At 71.9% G+C, this 4,488-nt stretch carries 4 protein-coding genes and 3 pseudogenes; 6 read left to right on the forward strand and 1 reads right to left on the reverse strand.

Annotation, left to right across the window (positions count from 1 at the left end):
- From ACFWEK_RS19145 to ACFWEK_RS19170, 6 genes and pseudogenes are all read left to right on the forward strand, one after another.
- Positions 1-1,062, forward strand: a 1,062-nt coding sequence (locus ACFWEK_RS19145) for an APC family permease (protein ID WP_430555068.1), incomplete at its 5' end; no start/stop codon positions are given.
- 135 nt (positions 1,063-1,197) lie between these two features.
- Positions 1,198-1,452, forward strand: coding sequence for an acyl carrier protein (locus ACFWEK_RS19150; RefSeq protein ID WP_430545117.1), 255 nt, complete (start codon positions 1,198-1,200; stop codon positions 1,450-1,452).
- Between the two features lie 32 nt (positions 1,453-1,484).
- Positions 1,485-1,754 (forward strand): annotated as a pseudogene (locus ACFWEK_RS19155) (thiamine pyrophosphate-binding protein); the annotation flags it as partial.
- Between the two features lie 320 nt (positions 1,755-2,074).
- A pseudogene (locus tag ACFWEK_RS19160) lies at positions 2,075-2,827 on the forward strand (thiamine pyrophosphate-dependent enzyme); the annotation flags it as partial.
- Between the two features lie 95 nt (positions 2,828-2,922).
- Positions 2,923-3,027 (forward strand): annotated as a pseudogene (locus tag ACFWEK_RS19165) (hypothetical protein); the annotation flags it as partial.
- 48 nt (positions 3,028-3,075) lie between these two features.
- On the forward strand, positions 3,076-3,240 hold the full coding sequence (locus ACFWEK_RS19170; protein ID WP_430555070.1) for a hypothetical protein: 165 nt from the start codon (positions 3,076-3,078) through the stop codon (positions 3,238-3,240).
- Between the two features lie 35 nt (positions 3,241-3,275).
- Here the strand turns inward: ACFWEK_RS19170 and ACFWEK_RS19175 are convergent, their stop codons facing one another.
- Entirely contained in the window at positions 3,276-3,956 is a 681-nt protein-coding gene (locus ACFWEK_RS19175; RefSeq protein ID WP_430555069.1) for a PAS and ANTAR domain-containing protein, read from the reverse strand.
- Positions 3,957-4,488 lie beyond the last annotated feature (532 nt).

Below are 4,488 nucleotides of genomic sequence, written 5' to 3' on the forward strand. Positions count from 1 at the left end.
CCGCTGGTCGCGTTCCTCGTGGGTTTCTGCATGCTGGCCGCGGGAGTCGTGAGCGCTGCCGGACTGTCGTTGGCGTTCACGGGGGAGTACCTCACCGCGTTCCTCGACGTCCCGCAGGTCCCCGCGGCGATCGTCTTCCTGCTCGTCGTGGCGCTCGTCAACGCCTGGGGCATCAAGGAGTCGCTGCGCGCCAACGTCGTGATGACGGTGATCGAGGCCGGCGGCCTGGTGCTGGTCATCGTCCTGGGGGCATGGGTGATCGGCCGTGGTGACGCCGATCTCAGCGGGGCGTTCACCCCTCCGGAGGACACGTCGGTGGGCCTCGCCGTCCTGGGGAGCGCGTTGGTGGCGTTCTACTCGTTCGTCGGCTTCGAGACGTCCGCGAACCTCGCCGAGGAGGTCCGCGACGTCTCTCGGGTCTATCCCCGGGCCCTGTTCGGCGCGCTCGCCACCGCGGGTGCGGTGTACGTGCTCCTCGGCTTCGTCGCGCCGGCGGTCGTGCCGCCGGCCGAGCTCGCCGCGTCCTCCGGGCCGCTGCTCGAGGTCGTCCGCGTGGCCGGCGCCGTCCCGCCGGAGCTGTTCGCCGTCATCGCACTCGTCGCTGTCGCCAACGGCGCGCTGCTGACCATGATCATGACGAGCCGGCTCTCGTACGGCATGGCGAAGCAAGGACTGCTGCCCGCCCCGCTCGCGCGGGTGCTGCCGCGCCGACGCACGCCGGGCGTGGCCATCCTGGTGACCACCGCCGTCGCCATCGTGCTCGCCGCGACGGGGGAGCTGGTCGACCTGGCCTCGACCGTCGTCCTCCTGCTGCTGTTCGTGTTCCTCTCGACGAACGTCGCCGTGCTCGTGCTGCGCCGCGACGAGGTCGATCACGACCACTTCCGGTCGCCGACGGCGCTGCCGGTGCTCGCCATCGCCACCTGCCTCGTCCTGCTCACCCAGCAGGAGGCGCAGCACTGGGCATTGGCCGGTGTGCTCGTCGCGGTGGGTCTCGTCGTCTACCTCCTGACACGCTGGGTGGCCACACGCACGACCCGCGCGCGCGACGAGGTGGCGTGACCTCGCCTGACCGGAAGCCCGTGCGACGTCGGTGACGAGAGCGGCGCCGGTGTCGGTTTGCGAGCACGGGCAGGACTGCGACGGTGGTGAGAGGTCCAGCAGCGGGCCGTCCCCTCTCGCCATCGGAGGACGACCATGGCCACCGGAGAGACCGGCTTCGACGACGTCACCTACGACCTGGTGTCGGTGCAGTACCACTCGCTCAAGGCGGGCCACGACTACGGGCAGTACGTGCGCGACGCGCGCAACGCGGGCCAGGAGGAGATCGCGGCCTTCTTCGAGCAGGTGATGGCCGAGGACTCGCAGCGGGCGCACCGGTGCCACGAGTTCCTCGGGCAGCTCACCCAGCACGGCACTTCCGCGACGTCGCCGGGAGGCGGCCAGGGGTGAGCACCGACGCGGGGACCGTCGCCGACGCGCTCGTGGGCCGGCTCCTCGACTGGGGCGTCGAGCGGGTCTTCGGGTACGCCGGCGACGGCGTCGACCCCCTGCTCGGCGCCCTGCGCCGGCGGCGGGCGGACATCGAGCTCGTCACCGCGCGGCACGAGGAGATGGCGGCCTTCATGGCGTCGGGGCACGCCAAGTACGGCGGCGGGGTGGGCGTCTGCCTCGCGACCCAGGGACCGGGGGCGGTGCACCTGCTCAACGGCCTGTACGACGCGAAGCTCGACGGGCGGCCCGTCGTCGCGATCGTCGGGCAGGTCGTGAGCACCGCGCTCGGGTCCGGCTACCAGCAGGAGCTGGACCTGCACTCGGTGCTCAAGGACGCCTGCGCGCCCTACCTGCAGAGCGTGACGACCGCGGAGCAGGTGCCGCACGTCCTCGACGACGCCTTCCGCACGGCCCTGGCCACCTCCCGCCCGGTGGGGATCATCGTCCCGCACGACGTGCAGAAGGCGGACGCACCCGAGCCGAGCCGGGCCGGCACGCGCACGGCCTCGTGCCGAGCTCGACGGCGTTCGCGACGCCGAGAACGATCCCCCACGAGGACGCGCTGGCGGCAGCCGCTGACGTGCTCTCCGAGGGCGAGCGGGTCGCCGTCCTCGTCGGCCAGGGCGCCGCCGGGGCCGAGGACCAGGTACGACGGGTCGTCGAGCGGCTCGGCGCCGGCCTCACGACGTCGCTGCTGGGCAAGCCGCTCCTGGACGAGACGCTGGCCTACCACTGCGGCGTCATGGGACACCTCGGGACCACCGCCTCGGCCGACCTGATGGCCGGGTGCGACGCCCTTCTGATCGTCGGGTCCAACGACCCCTGGACGGAGTACTACCCGCCGCCCGGCCAGGCCCGGGCCGTCCAGGTCGACATCACGGCCCGCCACATCGGGACCAAGCACCCCGTCGACGTCGCGCTCGTGGGCGACGCGCGGCAGACGCTGGACGCCCTGCTCCCGCTCCTGCCCGAGAGGGCAGGCTGGCGACCGGAGGTCGAACGCACCGTCGCCGCCTGGCGGGGCGTGGCCCAGCAGCGCGTCGCCCAGGAGACCCGGCTGCTCAACCCGCAGCGCGTGATCCACGAGCTGTCCGCGCACCTGCCTCGCGACGCGCAGGTCGCGGTCGACGTCGGCTCGGTCACGTACTGGTACGCGAGGTTCCTCCGGCTGCCACCGGGGGTGCCCGCCCACCTGTCCAGCACGCTGGCCTCGATGGGTTCCGCCATGCCGTACGGGATCGCAGCCAAGCTGCTGCACCCCGACAGGCCGGTGGTGGCGCTCGCGGGCGACGGCGCGATGCAGATGAACGGGCTGTCCGAGCTCATCACCGTCGCCGACCGTTGGCGCGACTGGGACGATCCACGCTTCGTGGTGCTCGTTCTCGACAACGGGGAGACCTGGCCGAGGTGTCGTGGGAGCAACGCGAGATGGAGGGGGACCCGCGCTTCGGAGACTCGCAGCGCGTGCCCGCGTTCCCCTACGCGGAGTACGCCGAGATGCTGGGCCTCGCGGGCACCCGGGTCGAGAGCGCCCAGGATGTCGAGGCGGCGTGGCGTCGTGCCCTCGATGCCGACCGGCCCGTGGTGATCCACGCCGTGGTCGACCCGGACACGCCGCTGCTGCCGCCCAGGTCAACCCAGGAGAAGGTCGACACGATGCTGCAGGGACTGAGACAGGAGCCGGCGGGCGCCGACCGTGCCGCACGCCTGCTGACGGAGCAGTACCGCTACGAGTCGCGGGGCTGAGCCTGACCGCCGCCCGGGCCGGCCGGCGGGGCAGCTCACGCGTCCGGCGAGCCGGACGGGGTACGCGGATCGGCGAGGAACGCCGTCAGGTCTTCCCGGGTGGGGAACGACGTGGTCCCTGGTCGGGAGAAGGTTGCCAGAAGCCTGTCGGCCAGCTGCCGCAGGGGGATGTTGCTGTGGTTCGACGCGGTACGCAGACGGTTGAACGCCTCGTCCTCGTCCAGCGACAGTCCGACGACCAGCACTCCCTTGGCCTGGTCGATCGTGGACCGGCTCTGTGCGGCGGCCCGGATCGACGCGGTCGCCTCGCGTTGGGCCAGCCCTCGGCTCGCCTCGGTGACGTCGATGAAGTAGCCGAAGAGCTCGGCGACCCGCCCGGTCACGGGATCGGCTCGGCCCTGGCCGGTCACCGCCAGTGTCCTGGTCCCGCCCCGTGCGTCGAGGATCCGATGGACCGAGCTGAACGGTTCGCCCGTCGCAGCAGCCTTCTTGAGGACGCTGTCGACCCGCTCACGGTCGTCGGGATGCTTGTGCGCGAGCATCACATCGGTGGTCGGCACGATCTCTCCGGGCTGGAAGCCGTGCATCTCGAAGATCTCGTCCGACCATGCCCACTCGCCCGTGGCGAGGTCGAGCCGGTACCGGCCGAGCGGAGGCCGGCTCCCCGGTGCGAGGGCTGCTTCGAGGTCCTCCTCGTGCTGCTGGTCGTCGCCCACGATCCTGCCTCCCGTCGACGCGCCGCCACGGGTCTTCGTGTGAACCCTGGACTGCCGGTGGCTGCGGGTATCCGGTGTCGAAAGACGCGGTCGGGGGGGAGTTCGACGCTGAGACTCTGGCGCGGTACCGCACAGTGCTGTCCGGTACCGCGCACCCAGCATGAGGTCCGCCGGCGCTGCTCGCAAGCCCCCGGGCGCCGGCGCCCGCCGGCGCTCCGAGCCACCCTCATGATCGTGCGTCGCGGCGGGTCGACCGGCGGCGAGAGCATGTGTCGAGGACGGGTCGGACCCCGCGTCCCGCGGGAGTGGGCAGCGCCGTGACCTGCGCTTCTGCCCACCCGGCGGGCGGGGTCGGCCCCAGTGGGAGGGCCGCCACCGCTCACCCTCAGTTTCCGTGCGGACAGCAACGGTCGGGCGAGCAGGTCGCGTTTGTGCCACCTTGTTCAAACCAGTCAAGCAGAGCGCTGGCCTCCGACCAACCACCCACATAAACACATAATACGCTCCCGACCAAACACGGACTGTAGAACAC

This window comes from Isoptericola sp. NPDC060257 (assembly GCF_042726645.1).
Lineage (GTDB): Bacteria > Actinomycetota > Actinomycetes > Actinomycetales > Cellulomonadaceae > Isoptericola > Isoptericola nanjingensis.

Coding starts and splice junctions, on each gene's coding strand:
- ACFWEK_RS19150 (WP_430545117.1), top strand. CDS start 1,198: ATGGCCACCGGAGAGACCGGCTTCGACGACGTCACCTACGACCTGGTG.